Origin of the sequence: Staphylococcus sp. GDY8P47P (assembly GCF_016892225.1) — a bacterium.
Classification (GTDB): domain Bacteria; phylum Bacillota; class Bacilli; order Staphylococcales; family Staphylococcaceae; genus Staphylococcus; species Staphylococcus borealis.
This window is the reverse complement of record NZ_JAFENV010000014.1, coordinates 239,115-261,004: the sequence shown is the minus strand read 5'-3', so window position 1 is coordinate 261,004 and position 21,890 is coordinate 239,115. Positions and strand designations below refer to the sequence as shown.

The following is a 21,890-nucleotide window of genomic DNA, read 5'->3' as shown; positions in this document are numbered from 1 at the left end:
GCTGGGAGTGGACGACGAATTCAAAAGAATTCTGTCCTGCTCCCTTTTTATTTTAATAAAACTTAATTAAAATTATCAGAAAGTGAAATATTTTTGATAATTTAATAATAATAAATTTTCATAAAATGATTTAAAATTGACACATCAAAACCGCTTACATTTATGGTAAATTAATAAAGGAACTGTATACATAGTATAGTTATCGATAAAATAATTGAATATCGTACGTATTGGGAGTGAACGGAATGTTTAAGTTTTTTCAAAAATTAGGTAGATCCTTAATGTTGCCTGTTGCTGTATTACCTGCAGGCGCAATTATTGTTGGTATCGGTAATTTGCTTAAAGCATTAAATGTATTACCAACAATATCACTATTCTTCACTACTGTAGGGTCAGCTATATTGGGCCAACTTGGTCTTATCTTCGCAATTGGTGTAGCAATAGGCATGGCTAAGAAAAACGATGGTGCAGTAGCATTAGCAGGTGCATTAGGATATGCACTGGTTGTAAAAGTATTATCTCCAGAGTTCATCGCACCATTATTTAACATCAAAGTAAGTGCTGTCAACGATGGATTTAGTAAGATGGATAATTCAAATGTATTTATAGGTATTATTATAGGATTAATTGCAGCATACTGTTATAACAAATTCAGTGATGTTGAATTACCAACAGCATTATCATTCTTTAGTGGTAAGCGTTTAGTTCCAATTATGACTGTTTTTTATTGTACATTTTTAATTGCGATTTTACTATTTGCTTGGCCATTTATTTACTCTGCAATTGTAGCTTTTGGTAAATGGCTAATTGGTTTTGGACCATTTGGGGCATTTTTATACGGCTTCTTCAACCGACTATTAATTCCTACTGGACTTCACCATGCATTAAATGCAGTGTTCTGGTTTGATACAGCAGGTATTAATGATATCGGCAAATTCCAAACTGGACAAGATGCTATTAAAGGTATCACTGGTCGATATCAAGCAGGATTTTTCCCAATTATGATGTTTGGTATGCCTGCTGCAGCGCTAGCAATGTATCATACTGCTGAATCAAGTCAGAAGAAACAAGTGTATGGTTGGTTTGTAGCAAGTGCTATTTCAGCATTTATGGTCGGCGTAACAGAACCGATTGAATTTGCGTTTATGTTTGTTGCACCAGTACTATTTGTGATTCATGCGTTATTAACAGGTTTATCATTATTTGTCGCAGCATTATTCCACTGGACAGCAGGCTTTTCATTTAGTGCAGGCTTAATAGATTATGCATTATCATTAATTAATCCTGTAGCTAACCACCCGTTAATGATTCTGGTTCAAGGGATTGTATTTTTCGCGCTATATTACTTTATCTTTAGATTTGTTATTAAAATATTTAATCTTAATACAATTGGACGTGGCGATAATTTATTAGCGGATCCTACAGCTAATACAACTGAAAATGAAGATACAAAAACTTCATCAAGTAAAAGTAAGTATTATCAATCTGCAAGTCAAATTCTTGAGGGGTTAGGTGGTAGTGACAATATTACTACGCTAACAAATTGTGCTACAAGATTAAGAATGGAATTAAAAGATAATTCTATAATTGATGAACAAAAAATTAGAAATGCTGGCGCAGTAGGTGTGACAAAAAGTGGTCAACATTCAGCACAAGTCATCATCGGCACACACGTACAACAAGTTGCGGATGAAATAGAAAAACAACTATAAATTGAAGAGAATCATTTTAAAAGTACGTCGACAGACACAATATGTCTTAGTGATTTGATAAGATATAAGCATATTGATAAATATATGTTGTTCAACTAACTGATGAATTTTAGGAGGCACCTATAATTCATCAGTTTTTTTATAATAGCAATATTGACATTAAGTGTGAAGACGTTAAGATTATAAGTATCAGAATATTCAAAAATAATGGAGCGAAAAAGCTATGAAATCAATACTATTTGATGTAGATGGTGTATTCTTAAGTGAAGAACGTTGCTTTGATACGTCAGCACTAACAATTGAAACACTACTTAAAAGTGAACAATTTTTAGGTATGGGTAAATCTTTTAAACTAAATGAATTAAATGACCAGCGTATTACTAAAATACGCAACAATATTTTTAAAAATGATATCATTCTAAATCGGTTAAAATCGATGGGGTTAAATTCAAATTGGGATATGTTATTTGTCGTTTTTAGTATTCATTTTATACAACTGTTGAAACAACTTTCATTACAAGAACGAGAAGAGATATTAAGCGAAAGTCATATCTCTGCTACAAACATGCGCGAAATTCAACCATTTATCGACAAAGCGTATCAAATTAATTATGAATTGCCTATTGCGTTTATTAATCAAAGTCAAAGTGGTAAAGATAATATTTATGCAGAACTAGAACGCTATGCGATGGAGCAGTTAAGTGTTAAAGATGCGAGTTTCTTCAAGCTCAAGGGACCATTATGGTATCTTACGAGAGACGTATACCAAGAGTTATACTTAGGATCTAACTTATTTGAACAAGTCGAACAAAAGCAACCGACGCTAAATGGCATAGACGGCTTTATTTATCACGAAACTGTGCTAAGACCTGTTGAAGAAATTCAATCATTACTTAACATGTTACAAGAGAAAGGCTATCATCTTGCTATTGCCACAGGTAGACCTAGAACTGAAACGTTAGTACCATTTGAATCACTTGGAATTAAATCATTCTTTTCAGATCAACATATTGTGACTGCAAGTGACGTAATGCAAGCTGAAAATGACTATCCTGACTTTGTACCACTTGGCAAGCCCAATCCGTTTTGTTATATTGCCACGTTAAATGGAAATAAAAAGGAAAATTATAAACAGTACATTACGGAACAAAATCACATAGTAAATAAAGAAGATGTAGTGATTGTTGGAGATTCATTGGCAGATTTATTTTGTGCTAAGCAAATAGGTGCCACATTTATTGGTACATTAACTGGGTTGAAAGGGCAAGACGCACGTGAGGAATTAGAACATTATGAAGCGGATTATATCGTCGACCATATAGGTTTAATTAAAGATATTTTATGCTAAAGTTAAAATTTTAAGTGTTTAAATTGTAAATTATAAATATTAAAAACCCCTTAATGATATAACGAAATCAATCATTAAGGGGTATAATCATGGGATTCACAAGATGTTTAATCTTAACTTAAGATAAATTATTTAACTGAAAGCGTAGTACCGTAAATTTTATTAAAACCACCTAAGCGGTATAATGCTTCAATGATTTCCTCTGTGACGGGTTGGTCAATAGATAATACCATCATGGCTTGGCCACCTTGTTCATTTCTTCCTAATGACATTGATGCAATATTTATATGATGTTCACCTAATAATTGGCCAGTCAAACCAACGATGCCAGGTTTATCACCATGATAAGAAACAAGTTGATAAGCATTAGGTTTAAAGTCAACTGAGTAATTATTAATACGTACAATGCGTGCTCCGAAACCAGCAATGACAGTGGCACCAATTTTAACTTCTTCTGAATCACTAATTAAGTGAACTTGAATATAATTGTTGAAAGTACCTTGTGATGCTCGTTTCTCTACGTTTCGTGTAACACCTTGTTCATTTAATAGTGCGAATGCATTAATGATATTGACACGGTCACCTAAATCTTGTTCTAATATTCGCTTAACAATTGAACGTGTAATTAAATCTGTTTCTTGTTTGGCTACATCACCATTAAATGTGACTTTGATTTCTCTTGGTGCACCATCAAGCAATTGAATGGCTAATTCACCAGATAACTCACCAATATCAATCCATTGTTGTGTTATGTCATCTATATCATTGAAACTAATTTTTGGTGCATTGACTGCATGAGTGACGTTTCCTTTTTCCAAAATATCTATTATTTCTTCTGAAACTGAAACTGCAACTTTTTCTTGAGCTTCTACTGTTGATGCGCCTAAATGCGGTGTCACAATAATTTTCTCATGTTCTAATAGCGGTGAATCGGTAGGTGGTTCATGTTCAAAGACATCTAATGCTGCACGCGCAATTTGGTTGTGATTCAGTGCATGCAATAATGCTTCTTCATCAATAATGCCGCCTCGAGCAACATTAATAATTTGTAATGTTGGCTTTGCTTTTGAAAAGAATTCCGCATTAACGATACCTTTTGTTTTAGGTGTTAATGGTGTATGAACAGTTACAAAGTCAGCTTGCTTTGCGATTTCGTCAATAGTAGCAAGTTTAACACCGAGTTGTTGCGCTTTATCTTCAGTAAGGTAGGGGTCATAAGCTAATACGTTCATACCGAAACTTTGAAGGCGTTGTGCTACACCGATACCAATTCGCCCAGCCCCAATGACACCTAATGTTTTTTGATACAGTTCTACCCCTTTGAATGCTTTACGATTCCACGCTTTATTTTTTAAAGATGCGTGTGCTTGAGGGATATTACGAGCCATCGCTAAAATCATCGCTACTGAATGTTCTGTTGCAGAGATGGTATTTCCATCAGGTGCATTAATTACAAGTATACCTTGTAGTGTTGCTGCATCAATATCAATATTGTCCACACCAACACCAGCTCGTGCAATCACTTTCAAGCTACTAGCGTGTTTAATCACTTGTTGGGTAACTTGAGTTTGGCTTCGAACGATTAAGCCCTCATAATCACCTATAATATTAATTAAAGCTTGTTCATCTAAATCCGTCTTAATATCTACGTGAAAATCAGGATGGTTTAATAAACTTTGTAAACCATCAGTTGAAATAGGATCTGAGACTAGAATGTTATGCTTCACTATGAATCACCTCTGAAAATTTTGTTATACCTTGTCCAATATAATTTGTCTGACGATAATCAGTAAGTATGACTTCTAATGCACTCACGACAGCTAGAATATCGAAAGGAGATACTTTACCCATATGTCCAATGCGTAAAATCTTTCCTTTTAATTTTCCTTGACCGCCAGCGATAGTGATATTGAATTTTGTTTTTAACGTTGACTTGATATGAGTCAGTTCGTCTTTATCTGTTGGTATAAACGATGTTACCGTAGGGGAAGCGAAATCATCTTCAACTAAAAGTTCCAAATCTAACGCACGTAATGCCGCTCTTAAACCATCTCTAATAATGTAATGACGTTTAATTGTGTTTTCAAAGCCTTCTGCATTAATTAAGTCAGCATAAGCGTTAACGGCTCTAAATAATCCAACATTTGGTGTGAAAGGGGTTGAGTCCTGCTGCAATGAATCAAAGTATTTATTTAAATTTAAGTAAAAGCGTGGTGTCGTAACTTCTTGGAAACGTTGCAATGCACGGTTAGAATAAGCTACGAAGGCTAGTCCGGGCGGTAGCATGATTGCTTTTTGGCTTCCAGAAACTAAAACATCAATGTAATCGCGTTTCAAGTTAACATCGACTGCACCAATACAACTAACTCCATCTACTATGAAATAGATAGCTTGATTGAATAGTTTCAACGCCTTACCTAATTCGGCTACAGGATGTAAAACAGCAGTTGAAGTTTCACAGAATTGTGTAAATACAGCTGTAATGGTATGTTCTAAATGACTGAGATATGTCATAAAATCATTTACATTAACGGGCTGTCCCCATTCTACGTTATAAATATGGACATTCGTGTAATACGTTTCTGCAATTTGTTTGAAACGATTACCAAATGCACCTGACACAATAACGACGAAATGATCATCAGGATTGACGATATTCAACATGCTTGCTTCTAAGACACTTGTCCCACTTGATGTTAAAATCATTACTTCATTATCAGTACCAAAAATGGGCTTCAAGTTGTTGAAGGCTTTTTTGGCGATGATTTCAAAATCTGGAGAGCGATGACCGACCATTGGCAATCCTAATGCATGATTAATTTCATTTGGAACTGGCGTAGGTCCTGGTGTTAATAATAGTGGTTCATAATAATTCATTAAAATTCCTCCCACGGTATAAGATTTTACCATTTTACCAAATATTCTGATAATTTAAAAGTGCAATCACCACCACATGGTTAGGCAAATGGTGATTGATGTTGTTTATTGTATGGTTGCTTGAATTTGAATTTCTACATTATTACGAATCGCATTTGATATCATGCAGTTGTGATCTGCGACTTCTAATAGTTTAGGTAGTCGATTTTCAAGTTTTTCCTTTTCTGATGAAGTGACTAAAATTTTTGGATAATGTGAAATCGTCGCCATCTTGAATTTGCCATTTTCAAATAGGGCGGTACCTATCGAATCATTTGTAATTTGAATGTTAGTAAATTTGGCTCTTTCTAATGTAGCTGCTAAAGAGATGATATAACAAGAAGATGCGGCAGAAACGAGTAATTCGTCAGGATTAGTACCTGTTCCGTTACCGCCGAGTGGTGCAGGTATGGAAATTTGTTCAGTAATCACATCGCCGCTAACAGTTCCAACTTCTTCGCGACCTCCACGCCATTGGGTTTGTATTTTAAAGTCATGCTTAACCATTTATATTTGACCTCCAGTTATATTATGGTAACTTTAGTGTAGTTTAAAGTGTGACATAATTAAAGAAAGGTGACTTCAATGAAAATAAATAGACCGAATCAAGCATTTCAAATCGTTGCGCATCGTGGTTTATCTAATCAATTTCCAGAAAATACACTACTTAGTTTTAAGGCTGCATTAATGCAACATGTTGATATGTTAGAAATTGATGTACATTTTAGTAAAGATCATCATTTAGTCGTTATACATGACGATACTATCGATCGTACTTCTAATGGTAAAGGTAAAGTCAAAGACTACACATTTGAAGAATTATCAACATTTGATTTTGGGATACAACATAATCCTTCTTTTATAAATACAAAAATTTCTAAATTTGAAGACGTATTATCCTTAAGTAAAAACTATTCAAAAACGTTACTTATTGAAATAAAAGTGCCACATCAGTATCCGGGTATTGAAGAAGCTGTTCTAAAAGCGCTTAAAGCTTATAATGTGCCTGAGCATAAAGCGATTATTCAATCGTTTGATGACACATCTGTGAAGCGGTTAAGGTCATTGGGAAGTGTGTATCCATTAGGGTTACTTGTTAGTAGAAAGAAATATTGGTATAAAGCTCCGGATTTTGAAGCAATATCACAGTACGCGGATTTTATTAATCCTAATTATAAATTAGTTACTTCTAAATTTATTAAAAATGCACACCGCCATTCATTGAAAGTTATACCGTACACTGTTAATCACTCGAAAGATGCTAAAAAACTAATACGTCTAGGTGTAGATGGCATCATATCTGATTTACCTGAAGCGCTCTTTAAGTTATAGAATTAAGCGAAAGGTTTATAAAAAAACCACCCATTCCATGAGGAAGGGTGGTTGTTCATTGTTATGAACTTATCTTGAGTAGTACTCAACGATTAATTGTTCATTGATTTCAGCTGGTAATTCGCTACGTTCAGGGAAGCGTACGAAAGTACCTTTTAAGCTATCTGCATCAAAGTCTAAGTATTCTGGTACGAAATTGTTAATTTCAACAGATTCTTTGATGATGTCTAAGTTTTGTGATTTTTCACGTACAGTGATAACTTGACCAGGTTTTAATGAGTAAGATGGGATGTCAACACGACGACCATCTACTTCAACGTGACCGTGACCAACTAATTGACGAGCTTGACGACGTGTACGAGCTAAACCTAATGAATATACAACTGCGTCTAAACGACTAGCTAATAAAATCATGAAGTTTTCACCGTGTACACCGTGTTGTTTACCAGCGATGTCAAATGTGTTACGGAATTGTCTTTCAGTCATGCCATATAAGTAACGTAATTTTTGTTTTTCACGTAATTGTAAACCATATTCTGATAATTTTTTACGTTGGTTTGGACCATGTTGTCCTGGTGCGTAAGGACGTTTTTCTAATTCTTTACCAGTACCGCTTAATGAGATACCTAAACGACGAGATTTTTTCCAGTTTGAACCTCTGAATCGAGCCATATTAAGACTCCTCCTTTTTCTTTTTTGTTGTTATGAATAAACAAAAAAGAGTGTTGCATGCCCAATAGGATATGTTGTTTTATGTGTCTTCACCTTATAGCGTCAGTTACGCGACACGTCCGCATTGGGAACAACATAGAGCTTATTGATATACAACTGCTATTTTCGTTAATTCACACAAAATCCATTGTAACAGTATTTATCAATGTGTCAATACTTTTTAATTAATTCGTTAGTTGTTTTTCGAGAACTTGAACAATATTTTCTAAACCTTGCTGATCTTCTATTGTAAATCGGTCTTTAATTGGTGCATCGATATCTAAAACACCTATAATGTCGTTGTTAACGTGGATAGGAATAACAATTTCAGATTTACTATTTGCATCACATGCAATATGGCCTGGAAAAGCATGAACATCTTGTACTAATTGTGTTTGATTCTCTGCTACTGCAGTACCACAAACACCTTTACCAATTGCAATATGAACACAGGCTGGATGACCTTGGAAAGGGCCAAGGATAAGCTCGTCATTGTCAATAAGATAAAAACCGACCCAATTGATTTGGTCTAAATTATCGTTTAACAGGGCTGATGTGTTACTTAAAATGGCAATAAGATTTTGTTCATCTTCAATTAAACTTTGAAGCTGCTTCATCAATAGATTGTAATTTGTTTCTTTTATTATTGGCATACACATACCTCATTTGTTATTTTTATTAAAATTATAAATGGAAAAATTTATTCTATCAATTCATTCATTTACTATTTTAATGAAAGCGGTAATTGCGTTATAATGATGATAATATAGGAGGAGAATGAGATGGTTTTATACACAATATTAGCAATAATTGTCATTGTTTTAATCATTGTAGGAATCATGTTTTATTTGCGTTCCAATAAACGAAAAGTTGTTGAAGACGCTGAAGAACGTAAATTAAAAGTTCAAAAATTACCTTTTGAAGAAAATTTAAAACAACTTTCTGCATTCAATTTAAAAGGTGAAACTAGAACGAAATATGATGCCTTTAAGCAAGACACCTTAGATTATACAAACAACTACTTAGCACCTGTGGAAGAGAAAATTCACGATGCTGAAATTCAACTTGATAAGTTTCAATTTTCTGGAGCACAAAGTGACATTGATGACGCACATGAGTTAATGGACAAATATGAGGCTGGCTACCAACAACAAGTTGAAGAAGTAAATGAAATCGTAGCTTTACATAAAGAAAACGATCAAGTTTTTGAAAAATGTAAAACGAATTATCGAGAAATGAAACGTGATGTTTTAGCAAACAGACATCAGTTTGGTGATGCTGCATCACCTCTTGAAAAGAGAATAGAATCATTTGAACCAGAACTTGAACAGTATGAATTACTTAAAGCGGATGGTAATTATGTTCAAGCACACAACCACATTATGGGGCTAAATGAATCGATGGAAGAAATTCAAGAATATATGGAAGAAATTCCGGAATTAATTCGAGAAGCGCAAAAAGAACTTCCTGGTCAGTTCCAAGATTTAAAATATGGTTGTCGTGATTTGAAGATGAATGGCTATGATTTAGATCACGTCAAAATTGATGGTACATTACAAAGTTTAAAAACAGAGTTAAATTTTGTGGAGCCAATGATTAGTCGTCTTGAGTTAGATAATGCAAATGATAAATTAGAACAAATCAATGATAAGCTTGATGAAATGTATGATTTAATTGAGCATGAAGTCAAAGCAAAAAATGAAGTTGAAGAAACTAAAGAACAAATCACTGATGAATTATTTAAAGCACGTGAAATGAACTATACTTTACGTACTGAGATCGACTATATTCGTGAAAATTACTTCATTAACGAAAGTGATGTTCATAGTATTAGACAGCATGAGAACGAAATTCAAAACTTAGTCGCTGTTTATGATGACATTCTTAAAGAGATGGCAAAATCTGCAGTCCGTTATAGTGAAGTCAAAGACAACTTAGAATATTTAGACGATCATGTTAAAGTCATTAACGAGGACCAAGAAAAATTACAAAATCATCTCATCCAATTGAGAGAGGACGAAGCTGAAGCGGAAGATAACCTCTTACGTATCCAATCTAAAAAAGAAGAAGTTTATCGTCGACTTTTAGCTTCAAACTTAACGAGTGTGCCTGAACGCTTCATTATTATGAAAAATGAAATTGATCATGAAGTACGTGAGACAAATGATCAATTTAGTGAACGCCCAATCCACGTTAAACAACTTAAAGATAAAGTTGCTAAAATTGTTATTCAAATGAATACATTTGAAGATGAAGCAAATGATGTATTGATAAATGCGGTATATGCAGAGCGCTTAATTCAATACGGAAACCGTTATCGTAAGGATCATAATAATGTAGATAAAAGTTTAAATGAGGCAGAACGCTTATTTAAGAATAATCGTTATAAACGCTCAATCGAAATTTCAGAACAAGCATTAGAAAGTGTAGAGCCTGGAATTACAAAATACATTGAAGATGAGGTAGCGAAAGGCTAGTTAAACTTTTAACGTTGTATATAACTTTATCGCGTTACTTTAAAATGAAACCTGTCTAATGAAAATAAATGTAAGCTACATCGCAATGTTGCAGTAGCGAATTGAATTGAGAATGAAGGTTAATGCAAATGTTCTCAAAGCCAGTCATCCTCGTAAGGGGTGGAACAATGAACTCTAATTGAGTTCTGTTCCACTCCTTTTTATATTTATCACTATGCTTCATACTAAAATGAATTTGATTATAAATTTATCTATTTCGAAGTTGAAGTATTGCTTTATAGATGAGTTTATTTAAATTTATGTTTGACGTCTTTTAATTTTATTTAAAAATAGTATAATGCTTTAGTATCTATTTTTGTAAAATATGTATATTAGAGTTCAATTTGACATAAATAAAATTAATAATTAAACGGAGAATGAAAGAGAGTGTTATAAGTGATATATTTTGACAATGCTGCCACTACAAAGCCCCATAGAGACGTGCTCGATTCATTTATTAAAGTTAATGAAGCGGTTTATTTTAATCCTAATAGTCCGCATAAGTGGGGGTTGCAAGCGGAAAAAGTGCTGCTACAGTCTAAGGAACGCATTCAAGCCATGCTACCCATTGGACAGAATACAGATGTTATATTCACAAGTGGAGCCACAGAATCTAACAATATAGCTTTAAAAGGGATAGCTTATAGAAAGAAACAGTTTGCTAATGAAATTATAACTTCTGTTCTAGAACATCCATCAGTTTTAGAAGTAATGAGACATTTAGAAGATGATGGTTTTAAATTAAAATATGTGAATATCACTTCAGATGGTCGTATCGATATCAATCATTTAGCATCGTTAATGAATGATAGAGTCGGGCTTGTTACTTGTATGTATGTCAATAATATTATGGGACAAATACAACCTATAGATGAAATAGTGACATTATTAAAAGATTATCCTAAAGCCCATCTACATGTAGATGCTGTTCAAGCATTGGGTAAAATTCCATTGCACCTTGAAGGGATTAATAGTGTAAGTTTCAGTGGTCATAAATTTAATGGACTTAAAGGTCAGGGATTACTATTAATTGATAATAAAGATAAATTAGAGCCCATTGTACATGGTGGAGGCCAAGAATATGGTATACGAAGTGGAACGGTTAACTTACCTATGAACGTCTCCTTAGTGAAAGCAATTGCTTTAGCACTAGATGATTTAAATGACCGTAACCATCGTATGCGTCATTTTAATAATGAGCTTCGTCAATTTTTCAAAAAATATAAAGGCGTTTATATTAATTCACCTGAAGATGGTGCACCACAAATATTAAATATTGCGTTCCCAGGGGTAAAAGGTGAAGTGTTAGTTAATGCATTTTCAAAATCTGATATTATGGTCTCAACGACAAGTGCTTGCTCATCTAAAAGAGGGAAATTAAATGAAGTATTAATGGCGATGGAAATTGCTGACAATAAAATAGAAGGTAGTATTAGATTATCATTTGGTGATTTGACTACAGAAGATGATATTAATCATTTTAAAGAAAAATTTGAAATAATATTTACAGAAATTAAGGAGTTGTTAAAGTAAATGAAGTTCGATCACTTATTAGTTAGATATGGAGAATTAACTTTAAAAGGAACGAATCGTAAAAAGTTTGTTAATGCATTGAAAGATAATGTGATTAAATCATTACAAACGATTGAGGGTACCCATGTAAAGGGGAAAAGAGATAGAATGTATATCTCATTAACTGAAGAAGCGGATGCGCAAGAAGTCATCGATCGATTAACTAAAATTTTCGGTATTAAATCGGTAAGTCCAGTGCATAAAACATCACAAGAATTAGAAGATATTAAAAAATTATGTGTTGATTTAGCTCAGGATTTCAAAGCGGGAGATACATTTAAGATTGATGTTAAACGTGTAGATAAATCATTCCCATTTGATACGTATGCATTACAACGTGAACTTGGAGGCACAATATTACAAGGCACGGAAGATATATCTGTAGATGTAAAACATCCAGATCATAATGTCAGAGTTGAAGTAAGAATGGATGGAGTTTATGTCTTTACACAAGTATTTGAAGGTGCCGGTGGTTTGCCAGTTGGTACAGGTGGTAAAACGCTCTTAATGTTATCAGGTGGCATAGATTCACCTGTAGCTGGAATGGAAATTATGAAACGTGGTGTAAACATAGAGGCGGTTCACTTCCATAGCCCACCTTTTACAAGTGAAAAGGCTAAAGACAAAGTGATTGAACTTACACGTATTTTATCAGAGAGAGTGGGACCAATTAAATTGCATATTGTGCCATTTACAGAACTACAGAAACAAATAAATAAAGTAGTTCACCCTAGATATACGATGACATCAACACGTCGCATGATGTTACGTGTAGCCGATATTGTATTAGAGAACGTTGGTGCACATGCGATTGTTAATGGTGAAAATTTAGGACAAGTTGCAAGTCAAACGCTAAAGAGTATGTATGCGATCAATGATGTCACATCTACTCCAATTTTGAGACCACTTGTTTCGTTAGATAAAGAGGATATTATTAAAAAAGCACGTGAAATAGGTACATTTGATGTGTCCATTCAACCTTATGAAGATTGTTGCACAATCTTCACACCAAAAAATCCTGTGACTGAACCAGATTTTGATAAAGTAGTTAAATATGAAAGTGTATTTGACTTTGATGACATGGTACAACGTGCGGCAGATAATATTGAAACCTTAACAATTAATAAAGATTATAAAAGTGAAAAAGACCAAAACACTGATGCATTAATGGATGAGTTATTTTAAAATAGAATAAACATACATTCAAATAAAGGGGAATTGCATCATGGAGATAACGTTAAATGTCATTTTAATTATTATTGCGTTTGGCTTCTTAGCTGCATTTATTGATGCTGTCGTAGGTGGGGGTGGCCTCATATCAATACCAGCACTATTAGCCATTGGAATGCCACCTTCTCTAGCTTTAGGTACGAATAAACTGGCTAGTTCGTTTGGCTCACTTACAAGCGCAATCAAGTTTATACGGTCGGGTAAAGTAGATTTAAACATTGTACTCAAACTTTTTCCATTTGTGTTTATCTTTGCAGCCTGTGGGGCGAGTTTAGCTACATTGTTGCCTGCACAAGTTTTGAAGCCATTAGTGATTATCATATTAACGCTTGTGCTTATTTATACAATATTCAAAAAAGATTGGGGAAATGTGCGCACCTTTTCAAAGCTGACAATTGGTAAAGCCATTATGTTTACATCTTTACTGTTACTAATTGGATTTTATGATGGTTTTTTAGGTGGGGGTACAGGTTCCTTTATGTTATTTGTGTTACTGATGTTTGGCTTTGATTTTTTGAGTGCAGCAGGTAACGCTAAAGTATTGAATTTTGCGTCCAATCTAGGTGCATTGGTTCTTTTTATTATTTTGGGCCAAGTTGATTTTGTATATGGATTGATTATGGCAGCGAGTATGGTGATAGGTTCCTTTGTAGGTGCACAATTTGCCATAAGTAAAGGTGTAGGATACGTCAAAATACTGTTTATCATTGTTACGGCGCTACTCATTTTGAAAAATACGTATGATTATATAATACAATTGTTACAACATTAACATGTATCAGTTCCAATTGATTGATTTCAGTTTTATGACTGTCGTATGATAACAATATAATGAAAATACTATAGGAGGTCATTTCATCATGACACAAATTACTTTTAAAAATAATCCAATTCATTTAACTGGTTCTGAAGTTTCAGAAGGGCAACAAGCGCCTGACTTTAAAGTACTGGATAATGATTTAAATGAAGTTAGTTTAGAAAATTATAAAGGTCAAAAGAAATTAATCAGCGTAGTACCTTCTATTGATACTGGTGTGTGTGATCAACAAACACGTAAATTTAATGAAGAAGCTGCACAAGAAGATGGCGTTGTTCTAACAATTTCTGCCGATTTACCATTTGCTCAAAAGAGATGGTGTGCATCTAATGGTTTAGATAATGTGATTACGTTAAGTGACCATAAAGATTTATCATTCGGACAACAATACGGTGTTGTTATGGAAGAGTTAAGATTATTAGCGCGTTCAGTCTTCGTATTAGATAGTAATGATAAAGTGGTTTATAAAGAATTAGTAAGTGAAGGTACAGACTTCCCTAATTTTGATGCTGCATTAGAAGCATACCGTAACATTTAATATTCAATTTAGATAATAGATATAACGTAAAAGTGTCCATATTTATTTCAATAATGCTATCTAAAGCTAGCGTTGATTATTTTACAGAAATAAACCTGATGGACACTTTTTTATTGGAGAGGATTAGGTATATGAGTGAAGAACAAACAGTGATGGAGAAGCTTTTCAAAACATTAGATGAAAATGCTAAAGCTTTAAATGAGCAAAATGGGCAAAGTTTCATTGAAAATTTAGGACTTGCAATGGAGGATGTATATCGCAATAAACGCGAATTGTTAGAACAAGCAACGTTGCAAGACCGTAGAAAGGCATTTCAATTTGCTTACTTAAGTTTAATGCAAGAGGAATCAATCCAAGCAAATCATCAGATTACGCCTGATTCGATTGGACTAATTCTTGGCTTTTTAGTTCAGAAATTTACTGAGAATAAAAACGAATTACATGTTGTAGATATGGCTAGTGGAGCTGGTCATTTAAGTGCTTCTGTTAATGAGGTGCTTAAAGACACAACAGTGATGCATCATCTAATTGAAGTAGACCCTGTATTATCAAGAGTGAGTGTCCATCTTGCTAATTTCTTGGAGATCCCTTTTGATGTTTACCCTCAAGATGCAATTATGCCATTACCATTAGAAGAAGCGGATATTGTGATTGGTGATTTACCGATTGGCTATTATCCTTTAGATGAGCGAAGCCATGAATTGCAATTAGGCTTTAAAGAGGGGCATAGCTACTCACATTATTTATTAATTGAACAAGCAGTCACTGCCTTAAAACAAACAGGTTTCACTTTTTTAGTCGTTCCAAGTAATTTATTTGAAGATGACAATGTAAAACAGTTAGAAAATTTCATTGCAACAGAGACAGAAATGCAAGCATTTTTAAATTTACCTAAGACGTTATTTAAAAATGAAAATGCGCGTAAATCAATATTGATCTTGCAAAAGAAAAAAGTGAATGAAACTAAGCCAGTTGAAGTATTATTAGCAAATATTCCTGATTTTAAAAATCCAAATCAATTCCAAGGATTTATTAGTGAATTGAATTCTTGGATGGAAGAAAATCATCCCAAAAAATAAACTGTGATATTCTTGAATTATGACTGTATTAATGGTTAAATAAATATGGATATTAATTAATAAATTGGAGGACAATATATATGTCTAGTTTAGTTTTAGCGATTAACGCTGGTAGTTCTTCTTTAAAATTCCAACTCATTAGAATGCCTGAAGAAACTATAGTAACAAAAGGTTTAGTAGAACGTATCGGTATTAAAGACTCAATTTTCACAATTGAAGTGAATGGTGAAAAAATTAAAAACGTTAAAGATATCAAAGACCATGAAGAAGCAATCAACATCATGTTAGATAGCTTCAAAGAACACGGTATCATTGATGATATTAACGATATTGCTGGTACTGGACATCGTGTCGTACACGGTGGTGAGTTATTCCCAACTTCTGCATTAGTTACTGACGAAGTTGAAGAAAAAATTGAGTCACTATGTGAATTAGCACCATTGCATAACCCAGCTAACTTAATGGGAATTCGTGCATTCAGAAAATTATTACCAAATATTCCACATGTCGTAGTGTTTGATACTTCATTCCATCAAACAATGCCAGAACAATCATATTTATATAGCTTACCTTACCAATATTATAAAGATTATGGCATTCGTAAATATGGTTTCCACGGCACAAGCCATAAATACGTGTCACAACGTGCAGCCGAAATCATGGATAAACCAATTGAAGAATTACGTATCATCTCTTGCCATATTGGTAATGGTGCTTCAATCGCGGCCATTGATGGCGGCGAATCAATTGATACTTCAATGGGATTCACACCATTAGCAGGTGTAACAATGGGTACACGTTCAGGTAACATTGACCCTGCATTAATTCCATTTATTATGCACAAAACAGGTCAAAGTGCTGAAGAAGTGCTTAATGTATTAAACAAAGAATCAGGTTTATTAGGTATTTCAGGTACTTCAAGTGATTTACGTGACCTTGAAAGTGATGCTGAAGAAGGTAAAGAGCGTGCGCAATTAGCATTAGATGTATTCGCTTCTAGAATCCACAAATACATCGGCTCTTATGCAACAAGAATGCATGGTGTAGATGTAATTGTCTTCACAGCTGGTGTAGGTGAGAACTCTTCAACAGTGCGTGCGAAAGTATTAGAAGGATTAGAATTCATGGGCATCTATTGGGATCCTAAGAAAAATGAAGCAATTCATGGTGAAGAAGGATTTATTAATTACCCACATTCTCCAGTTAAAGTTATTGTTATTCCAACAAATGAAGAAGTTATGATTGCTAGAGATACAGTTAAATATGGCGAATTATAATCGTTAGGAAGATAAAATCAAAAAGCACAAAAATGATTGTTGTTTTAAACATCATTTTTGTGCTTTTTTTATGATTACAAATTCGATTCATTGTTTAAAATGAGTATGAGCATGCTTGAGTGATACCATCGACTTCCTACGGTTTAGCTGTATGATATGACAGTAGTAATATTATTTTAGGACTCCAAGAAATTTTAACAGGGACTAATGTTGTATTGGTGATAAATAAAAAATGAGATAGAGCATTAAACTCTATCCCATTCATGATTACATCGATTGTGCTTTAATCTTATGAATATTGTTGTCTAAATTCAGGTGTTGCAACTTCAGGTTGGAAATCTTCAGGAATTTCTTCTGTACGTACAACTAATACATCACATGGTGCATGACGAACGATAGCCTCTGATACAGAACCTACGATAAATCGTTCTACTGCGTTTAAGCCTGAAGTACCACACATAATTAAATCGGCACCTAATTCACTTGCTAATTTCTTAGGGATGATAGCTTTTGGAGAACCAAATTCTAATCGAGTTTCGACATTAGTTACGCCTGCGCGTGTTGCTACTTCTTGGTAACCTTTCAATAATTCTTCAGAGAAACTTTTAGATTTCTCAGTGAATTGTGCATCATATACTTCATAAGAAGAATATGTTCTTGAATCGATAATGTTCACTATAGTTAATTTAGCGTCATTACGTTTAGCTACGTCTACTGCTTTATTGAAAGCCCACTCAGCTTCGTGTGAACCATCAACTGCGATTAAAATGTTTTTGTATGTTAACATCTTAATAACCCCCTTAGCTTTTCTTACTTATATTTTACCACAAATTTCAGAATATTTATTCTTTATATTTTAACAATAATGTGTACTTTTTCTGATTGCGCTTTCATTGGTTTAGCGTTACGATAGTGATGGAGGTGGATGGAATGAAAATTGGTATTCCAAAAGAGATAAAAAATAACGAAAATAGAGTTGGTTTATCACCAAGTGGTGTACATGCATTAGTAGAACAAGGTCATACTGTACTTGTTGAGAAAGATGCTGGGTTAGGTTCATTCTTTGAAGATAAAGACTACAAAGATGCAGGTGCTGAAATTGTATCTGAACAATCATCTGTATGGGATGTAGAAATGGTTATCAAAGTTAAAGAACCATTAGAAGAAGAGTATAAATATTTCAAAGAAGACTTAATCTTATTTACATACTTACATCTTGCTAATGAAGAAAAATTAACTCAAGCGTTAGTTGACAATAAAGTCGTAGGTATTGCCTATGAAACGGTTCAATTACCTGACCGTTCATTACCATTATTAACACCAATGAGTGAAGTTGCAGGACGTATGTCTGCACAAGTTGGATCACAATTCCTACAAAAATTTAACGGTGGAATGGGTATTTTACTTGCCGGTGTACCTGGGGTACCAAAAGGTAAAGTAACTATTATCGGTGGCGGTCAAGCTGGTACAAATGCAGCGAAAATCGCATTAGGTTTAGGTGCCAACGTTACTATTTTAGATGTTAATCCTAAACGTTTAGCTGAATTAGATGATTTATTTGATGGCCGTGTGAACACAATCATGTCTAACCCATTAAATATCGAAAATGCTGTTAAAGAAAGTGATTTAGTTATCGGTGCCGTATTAATTCCTGGTGCCAAAGCACCTAACTTGGTAACTGAAGACATGATCAAACAAATGAAAGATGGATCAGTTATCGTCGACATTGCTATTGACCAAGGTGGTATTTTTGAAACGACTGACAAAATCACAACACATGATGATCCAACATATGTCAAACATGGTGTTGTTCACTATGCTGTTGCTAATATGCCAGGTGCAGTACCACGTACGTCTACAATTGCATTAAATAATGCAACATTACCATATGCGCAATTATTAGCAAGTAAAGGCTTCCGTGAAGCATTTAAAGCTAACCATGCGTTATCATTAGGTTTAAATACTTACAAAGGACATGTTACACATAAAGGTGTAGCTGAAGCCTTTGGTTTAGAATATACTTCTATCGAAGAAGCACTTAAAGAAGATTAATAAACGATTGTAATAAAAATAATCCAGTTGTTTATAGATTATCTTAGTCTATAAGTACAACTGGATTTTTTAAATTTTATTTATCGTAATGTGTCAGAATTTCACAACCATCTTCAGTGACTAATATATCATCCTCAATACGAACGCCTGCAACATTCGGTACGTAAATTCCTGGTTCAATCGTAATAACCATTCCAGCTTCAAGTAAATTCGTATTGCTACTTGAAACATCTTGGTATTCATGTTCTTCTAAGCCAAGACCGTGGCCTAATCGATGTGGGAAATACTCACCATATCCAGCGTTACTGATGATATCTCTAGCAATTTGATCGATATCTTGTAAAGGTACACCTGCTTTTATGGCTTTTATAGCGCTTGTTTCCGCTTCTAAAACAATTTTATAAATGGTTTGTGCTTCTTCAGAAGGGGTACCAAATTTAACTGTGCGTGTCATATCACTGCAATAGTGATTGTATATTACACCTAAATCAAATAATACATATTCATCATTGACTAATTTTCGGTCACCTGGTGTTCCATGAGGTGAAGCAGCGTGATCACCAAATAGTACCATTGTGTCGAAACTCATTTCACTCACACCATATTTTTTGATTTCATTTTCAATGTGATTAACAACTTCTCGTTCTGTTATACCAACTTTTAAGAATGCTGTTCCGATTTCAATACACTTATCGGCTAGTTTTGCAGCTTCACGAATATTTTCGATTTCTGAATCATTTTTAATGTTACGTAAATCTTTGATTGTTTGATCAATATCACCATAGTGTTGTACGCCAAAGTTCTGAGTTAATTCACGTTGACGTTTGACAGTTAAATGTTCGCTTTCAATTAATAATTTATTAAATGAGCGTGGTTCAATTTCAAATGGATTCTCAGTGTCCAAATAACCAATGATTTTTCCATCAAACGAAGAACGTTTCACTTCTTCAACTTCCATCTTAGGACAATATAACGTTTGACTTCCATCTGAAGTAATTAAAAGAGCGAATAATCTCTCATGAGGTTCACTTCTATATCCAGTGAAGTAGAATACATTCAGTGGCGTTGTTATCCATGCCGCATCAGCTTTCGCTTGGTTTAATTGTTCAATTATTGTTTCAATTTTACTCATCTAATCATCTCCATTAAGTATTTAGTTTAATTTTACGTCTAATTGAACGATAATTCAAAATGATTTAATAAAGTAAGGTTTATTTCCAGTTTATGTTATAAGTTTTTATAGCTAGGGTATAATACAATTAATCAAGCTATAGGAGGCTATAATTATGAAACTTTCTTTTCATGGTCAATCAACGATTTATTTTGAAGGTAATGGTAAAAAAGTAATTGTAGATCCATTTATTTCAGGTAATGACAAATGTGATTTAGATGAACAAACCTTAGATGTAGATTATATCATCTTAACGCATGGTCATGCTGATCACTTTGGGGATGTAGTAGAATTAGCAAATCGTAATCACGCAACTGTAATAGGCTCTGCTGAGTTACAAGGGTATTTAAGCACTTATTATGGTGTAGAAGACGTGCATGGCATGAATATTGGTGGGAAAGCAACATTTGATTTTGGTAGTGTAAAATACGTACAAGCTTTCCATAGTTCTAGCTTTACGCATGAAAATGGTATACCGGTATATTTAGGAATGCCTATGGGACTCATTCTAGAAGTAGAAGGTAAAACAATTTATCACATGGGTGATACAGGATTATTTAGTGATATGAAGTTAATCGCTGATAGACACCCAGTTGATGTTTGCTTTGTTCCGATTGGCGATAATTTTACAATGGGTATTGATGATGCGAGCTATGCCATCAATGAATTTGTAAAACCAAAAATCTCTGTTCCTGTACATTACAATACATTCCCTTTAATTGAACAAGATCCTCAGCAATTTAAAGATGCAGTTCATGAAGGTGAGGTACAAATATTAGAACCTGGTGAATCAGTCACTTTCTAATTTAATCGTAAATGAATTTATAAATCATTTCATAATGCACACAAAAGAGGCTGGGACATAGTCATATGTCTCAGCCTATTTATCATTTTGGCAGTAGGTGGCTGATTTGAAAATAAACTTAAATCAAGCTTTTTCAAACCTAGCCCTCCTTAACGGCCAGACCCAGGCGACGAGAACTTCACTAAGAAATTCTACAAACAAAGCCGGATGGGGAGGACAACGAATTTTGTTATTTCTGTCCCGCTCCCTAGTAAATTAATTTTTATTTCAAACAGTTTACTAACTATTTTACAATTAATACAGGGATGGTAGCACGTTTTGCTACTTTGTGACTTACGCTTCCTAGTACGAATTTTTTCTGTGATTCAGCTTTACGGTTACTCAATACAACAATTTCGTATTTACCGCTATTTGCGTGTTTTACTAATTCATCTTTAGGGTTTCCACGTACAATGATTTGATCGTAATCAATGCCATAATTTTCTAAAGTAGTACGTGTTTTTTCTAATAATCGACTACGTTTCTCAGTCAATTCATTAATATGTGTACCAGCTTTAATTGATGCTTGGGCATCTTGCTCACCAATCGCATTTAAAATAGTTACTACAGTATCTGGACCTGCCAATTTTGATACTTCTTTTAACGCTTTCTCATTTTTTAATTGAGTATCTACACCTAATAAAATATTTTTATACATAGGTCATCCCTCCTCACATTCAATTATATATAAAATATTTTAATTTTACCAATGTATATAATTAAAATAATTAAATATTTAATTTACATAACTTGATTTAATATTTAATAAAAAATC

Annotated in this window: 20 protein-coding genes; 12 read left to right on the top strand and 8 right to left on the bottom strand. The window is 33.8% G+C overall.

Annotated elements, in window-relative coordinates:
- Positions 1-245 precede the first annotated feature (245 nt).
- Positions 246-1,712 (top strand): N-acetylglucosamine-specific PTS transporter subunit IIBC, encoded by a 1,467-nt coding sequence (nagE, locus tag JVV30_RS06095; protein WP_070855693.1) that lies wholly within the window; start codon positions 246-248, stop codon positions 1,710-1,712.
- Positions 1,713-1,935: 223 nt separating this feature from the next.
- The gene (locus JVV30_RS06090) at positions 1,936-3,060 is read left to right on the top strand and encodes an HAD family hydrolase (protein WP_070855694.1); all 1,125 of its coding nucleotides are present in this window, start codon (positions 1,936-1,938) and stop codon (positions 3,058-3,060) included.
- 128 nt (positions 3,061-3,188) lie between these two features.
- On the opposite strand, the gene serA is transcribed toward JVV30_RS06090, so the two are convergent.
- From serA to JVV30_RS06075, 3 genes are all read right to left on the bottom strand, one after another.
- Entirely contained in the window at positions 3,189-4,787 is a 1,599-nt protein-coding gene (serA, locus tag JVV30_RS06085) for a phosphoglycerate dehydrogenase (protein WP_070855695.1), read from the bottom strand.
- Positions 4,777-5,937 carry a pyridoxal-phosphate-dependent aminotransferase family protein gene (locus tag JVV30_RS06080; RefSeq protein WP_070855696.1) on the bottom strand — a complete coding sequence of 387 codons (1,161 nt, stop codon included), beginning with the start codon at positions 5,935-5,937 and terminating at the stop codon, positions 4,777-4,779. Before JVV30_RS06080 ends, serA begins: the two co-directional genes overlap by 11 nt.
- 105 nt (positions 5,938-6,042) lie before the next feature.
- Complete coding sequence (locus tag JVV30_RS06075) at positions 6,043-6,483, bottom strand: OsmC family protein (protein ID WP_070855697.1); 441 nt, start codon at positions 6,481-6,483, stop codon at positions 6,043-6,045.
- A 78-nt stretch (positions 6,484-6,561) separates the two neighbouring features.
- Between JVV30_RS06075 and JVV30_RS06070 the strand changes: the two genes are divergently transcribed.
- Entirely contained in the window at positions 6,562-7,308 is a 747-nt protein-coding gene (locus JVV30_RS06070; RefSeq protein WP_204193661.1) for a glycerophosphodiester phosphodiesterase, read from the top strand.
- Between the two features lie 69 nt (positions 7,309-7,377).
- Here the strand turns inward: JVV30_RS06070 and rpsD are convergent, their stop codons facing one another.
- Entirely contained in the window at positions 7,378-7,980 is a 603-nt protein-coding gene (rpsD, locus tag JVV30_RS06065; RefSeq protein WP_011275505.1) for a 30S ribosomal protein S4, read from the bottom strand.
- Between the two features lie 224 nt (positions 7,981-8,204).
- Entirely contained in the window at positions 8,205-8,672 is a 468-nt protein-coding gene (locus JVV30_RS06060) for a GAF domain-containing protein (RefSeq protein WP_070855699.1), read from the bottom strand.
- A 129-nt stretch (positions 8,673-8,801) separates the two neighbouring features.
- Between JVV30_RS06060 and ezrA the strand changes: the two genes are divergently transcribed.
- The 7 genes from ezrA to JVV30_RS06025 all read left to right on the top strand — a co-directional run bounded on the left by ezrA (position 8,802) and on the right by JVV30_RS06025 (position 17,048).
- Positions 8,802-10,496 (top strand): septation ring formation regulator EzrA, encoded by a 1,695-nt coding sequence (ezrA, locus tag JVV30_RS06055; RefSeq protein WP_053029630.1) that lies wholly within the window; start codon positions 8,802-8,804, stop codon positions 10,494-10,496.
- A 435-nt stretch (positions 10,497-10,931) separates the two neighbouring features.
- Positions 10,932-12,068 carry an aminotransferase class V-fold PLP-dependent enzyme gene (locus JVV30_RS06050; RefSeq protein ID WP_204193659.1) on the top strand — a complete coding sequence of 379 codons (1,137 nt, stop codon included), beginning with the start codon at positions 10,932-10,934 and terminating at the stop codon, positions 12,066-12,068.
- Positions 12,069-13,292 carry a tRNA uracil 4-sulfurtransferase ThiI gene (gene thiI / locus JVV30_RS06045; protein ID WP_204193658.1) on the top strand — a complete coding sequence of 408 codons (1,224 nt, stop codon included), beginning with the start codon at positions 12,069-12,071 and terminating at the stop codon, positions 13,290-13,292.
- Positions 13,293-13,332: 40 nt separating this feature from the next.
- Entirely contained in the window at positions 13,333-14,109 is a 777-nt protein-coding gene (locus JVV30_RS06040) for a sulfite exporter TauE/SafE family protein (protein WP_204193657.1), read from the top strand.
- Between the two features lie 88 nt (positions 14,110-14,197).
- Positions 14,198-14,692: a thiol peroxidase gene (gene tpx / locus JVV30_RS06035; protein ID WP_053029626.1), complete on the top strand. Its 495-nt coding sequence runs from the start codon at positions 14,198-14,200 to the stop codon at positions 14,690-14,692.
- A gap of 131 nt (positions 14,693-14,823) precedes the next feature.
- Complete coding sequence (locus tag JVV30_RS06030; protein ID WP_053029625.1) at positions 14,824-15,771, top strand: class I SAM-dependent methyltransferase; 948 nt, start codon at positions 14,824-14,826, stop codon at positions 15,769-15,771.
- An 80-nt stretch (positions 15,772-15,851) separates the two neighbouring features.
- Positions 15,852-17,048 carry an acetate kinase gene (locus JVV30_RS06025; protein WP_053029624.1) on the top strand — a complete coding sequence of 399 codons (1,197 nt, stop codon included), beginning with the start codon at positions 15,852-15,854 and terminating at the stop codon, positions 17,046-17,048.
- Between the two features lie 289 nt (positions 17,049-17,337).
- Here JVV30_RS06025 and JVV30_RS06020 read toward each other — a convergent pair whose 3' ends face one another.
- Positions 17,338-17,835 (bottom strand): universal stress protein, encoded by a 498-nt coding sequence (locus tag JVV30_RS06020; RefSeq protein ID WP_053029623.1) that lies wholly within the window; start codon positions 17,833-17,835, stop codon positions 17,338-17,340.
- A gap of 143 nt (positions 17,836-17,978) precedes the next feature.
- On the opposite strand from JVV30_RS06020, the gene ald reads away from it, so the two are divergent.
- The gene (gene ald / locus JVV30_RS06015; protein WP_053029622.1) at positions 17,979-19,100 is read left to right on the top strand and encodes an alanine dehydrogenase; all 1,122 of its coding nucleotides are present in this window, start codon (positions 17,979-17,981) and stop codon (positions 19,098-19,100) included.
- Positions 19,101-19,176: 76 nt separating this feature from the next.
- On the opposite strand, the gene JVV30_RS06010 is transcribed toward ald, so the two are convergent.
- Positions 19,177-20,232 (bottom strand): M24 family metallopeptidase, encoded by a 1,056-nt coding sequence (locus tag JVV30_RS06010; RefSeq protein ID WP_053029621.1) that lies wholly within the window; start codon positions 20,230-20,232, stop codon positions 19,177-19,179.
- 154 nt (positions 20,233-20,386) lie between these two features.
- On the opposite strand from JVV30_RS06010, the gene JVV30_RS06005 reads away from it, so the two are divergent.
- The gene (locus JVV30_RS06005; RefSeq protein ID WP_070855704.1) at positions 20,387-21,076 is read left to right on the top strand and encodes a metal-dependent hydrolase; all 690 of its coding nucleotides are present in this window, start codon (positions 20,387-20,389) and stop codon (positions 21,074-21,076) included.
- A 283-nt stretch (positions 21,077-21,359) separates the two neighbouring features.
- Here JVV30_RS06005 and JVV30_RS06000 read toward each other — a convergent pair whose 3' ends face one another.
- Positions 21,360-21,773: a universal stress protein gene (locus JVV30_RS06000; protein WP_070855705.1), complete on the bottom strand. Its 414-nt coding sequence runs from the start codon at positions 21,771-21,773 to the stop codon at positions 21,360-21,362.
- Positions 21,774-21,890 lie beyond the last annotated feature (117 nt).

What these genes read in the sequence shown, in the direction of transcription:
- ezrA (WP_053029630.1), top strand. Translation starts at nt 8,802, where the DNA reads ATGGTTTTATACACAATATTAGCAATAATTGTCATTGTTTTAATCATT.
- JVV30_RS06010 (WP_053029621.1), bottom strand. Translation starts at nt 20,232, where the DNA reads ATGAGTAAAATTGAAACAATAATTGAACAATTAAACCAAGCGAAAGCT.
- JVV30_RS06075 (WP_070855697.1), bottom strand. Translation starts at nt 6,483, where the DNA reads ATGGTTAAGCATGACTTTAAAATACAAACCCAATGGCGTGGAGGTCGC.
- nagE (WP_070855693.1), top strand. Translation starts at nt 246, where the DNA reads ATGTTTAAGTTTTTTCAAAAATTAGGTAGATCCTTAATGTTGCCTGTT.
- JVV30_RS06070 (WP_204193661.1), top strand. Translation starts at nt 6,562, where the DNA reads ATGAAAATAAATAGACCGAATCAAGCATTTCAAATCGTTGCGCATCGT.
- JVV30_RS06005 (WP_070855704.1), top strand. Translation starts at nt 20,387, where the DNA reads ATGAAACTTTCTTTTCATGGTCAATCAACGATTTATTTTGAAGGTAAT.
- JVV30_RS06025 (WP_053029624.1), top strand. Translation starts at nt 15,852, where the DNA reads ATGTCTAGTTTAGTTTTAGCGATTAACGCTGGTAGTTCTTCTTTAAAA.
- JVV30_RS06090 (WP_070855694.1), top strand. Translation starts at nt 1,936, where the DNA reads ATGAAATCAATACTATTTGATGTAGATGGTGTATTCTTAAGTGAAGAA.
- thiI (WP_204193658.1), top strand. Translation starts at nt 12,069, where the DNA reads ATGAAGTTCGATCACTTATTAGTTAGATATGGAGAATTAACTTTAAAA.
- rpsD (WP_011275505.1), bottom strand. Translation starts at nt 7,980, where the DNA reads ATGGCTCGATTCAGAGGTTCAAACTGGAAAAAATCTCGTCGTTTAGGT.
- JVV30_RS06080 (WP_070855696.1), bottom strand. Translation starts at nt 5,937, where the DNA reads ATGAATTATTATGAACCACTATTATTAACACCAGGACCTACGCCAGTT.
- JVV30_RS06020 (WP_053029623.1), bottom strand. Translation starts at nt 17,835, where the DNA reads ATGTTAACATACAAAAACATTTTAATCGCAGTTGATGGTTCACACGAA.
- tpx (WP_053029626.1), top strand. Translation starts at nt 14,198, where the DNA reads ATGACACAAATTACTTTTAAAAATAATCCAATTCATTTAACTGGTTCT.
- JVV30_RS06000 (WP_070855705.1), bottom strand. Translation starts at nt 21,773, where the DNA reads ATGTATAAAAATATTTTATTAGGTGTAGATACTCAATTAAAAAATGAG.
- JVV30_RS06060 (WP_070855699.1), bottom strand. Translation starts at nt 8,672, where the DNA reads ATGCCAATAATAAAAGAAACAAATTACAATCTATTGATGAAGCAGCTT.
- ald (WP_053029622.1), top strand. Translation starts at nt 17,979, where the DNA reads ATGAAAATTGGTATTCCAAAAGAGATAAAAAATAACGAAAATAGAGTT.
- JVV30_RS06040 (WP_204193657.1), top strand. Translation starts at nt 13,333, where the DNA reads ATGGAGATAACGTTAAATGTCATTTTAATTATTATTGCGTTTGGCTTC.
- JVV30_RS06030 (WP_053029625.1), top strand. Translation starts at nt 14,824, where the DNA reads ATGAGTGAAGAACAAACAGTGATGGAGAAGCTTTTCAAAACATTAGAT.